This is a genomic window from Streptococcus vulneris, assembly GCF_019218685.1.
Taxonomy (GTDB): domain Bacteria; phylum Bacillota; class Bacilli; order Lactobacillales; family Streptococcaceae; genus Streptococcus; species Streptococcus vulneris.
The window spans coordinates 1-1,365 of the sequence record NZ_JAHUZC010000027.1; the positions used below are offsets into that span (position 1 = coordinate 1).

1 protein-coding gene is annotated in these 1,365 nt (G+C 33.7%); it reads right to left on the reverse strand.

The features are described from left to right. Positions 1-95: 95 nt before the first annotated feature. Positions 96-1,223 (reverse strand): tyrosine-type recombinase/integrase, encoded by a 1,128-nt coding sequence (locus tag KUA57_RS09435; RefSeq protein ID WP_218494153.1) that lies wholly within the window; start codon positions 1,221-1,223, stop codon positions 96-98. Positions 1,224-1,365 lie beyond the last annotated feature (142 nt).

A 1,365-nucleotide genomic window follows, 5' to 3' on the forward strand; every position in this document is an offset into this window, starting at 1 on the left:
GGATTCTAATGACAAAAATATAACCCTTGGAAATACTGGATTTTCAAGGGTTATTGTTATTTTGTGCGAATAAAGGGGGCAGGAAAGGGGCAAAATTAAAAAATACTATCTAACGTTTCTACGAGTTTACCCTCCATATCTTGTGTAGTGTGGGAGTATATTTCTAAAGTCATTTTTGCGTTTGAGTGACCAACACGATCCATTATTGATTTGATAGGCAATCCAGACTCTGCTAAAAACGAAATGTGAGAATGTCTGAAAATATGACTAGATAAATTTTTTTCTATTCCAGCTTTCGCACCGTATTTTTTTATAATTTGAATGAAAGATGGTAATGTTATTGGGGTATTCCAGACCTCTAAACAAAAGATATAATCATCATCTTTTAGCGGCTGATAGCGTTCAGTGAGGCGGATCACTTGACGTTGTATGGCCTCTATAACCGCATCTGATACCAATATTGTTCTAATGGATTTAGCGGTTTTTGGCAATGTTTTTATTTTGTTTACTGAATCAAAATTACCTGTAATCTCAATTTTTTTATTTTGGAAGTCTATATTTTTGAGTTGTAATGCGGTCAACTCTCCATATCTCATGCCAGTAAGAGCAAGAACCGTTACCATATCGGCATATTTTTGTTGATACGGTTGGTTGTTTAGTGCGTCTATTAATGTTTTGATTTCTTGCATAGTCAAAAACTTATTGCGCTTTTTTTCAATATCTTCTAAAGTTTCTGGCTTTTTAGGAATAACCGTGTAATTAACCTCGTTATTTTCGATATAGGAGTATTGAACTGCATAATCGAAGATGCTTTTGAGTCTGCTGCGGACTCTATAAGCTGTATGATAGCCATTGCTATCAATAATATTTTCAATCTTGCTCTGGATATATCGTCTATCGATATTAGCTAGTAAAGTTTCAGATGGTATTCCTTTTTTCATAGTTGCATCAACAAAAGTATAATTGTGTTTTGTTGATTCCTTTACTGTTTGCGCCCATGATTTATAAAAAAGGTTATAGATTTCTTCAAATGTAATGCTTTCTACTTGTTTTGTGCTGAGTTTTTTATTTATCTTCTCTTGCAGTAAGATAGCAGCTTGATTTCTTGCCTGGGGAGTTTTCTTCTCCATCGTGACTGAGACTTTTTTTAATTTTTCAGTATATGGATCTTTGTAACGCTCAAAAAATTTGTATTTTCCGTTGGGAAGTTCTTCCATCCACATTGCGTTTACCTCACTTTTTTGTTAAAATGGGTATAGTAAAAAGGGCTTTTTAATGCCTTTTACTATACTACCTAATCCTCACACTCTCCTCGACCAAAATTTGAGTGTGGGGATTTTTTTTTGTTTTTATAGTTATTCTGAT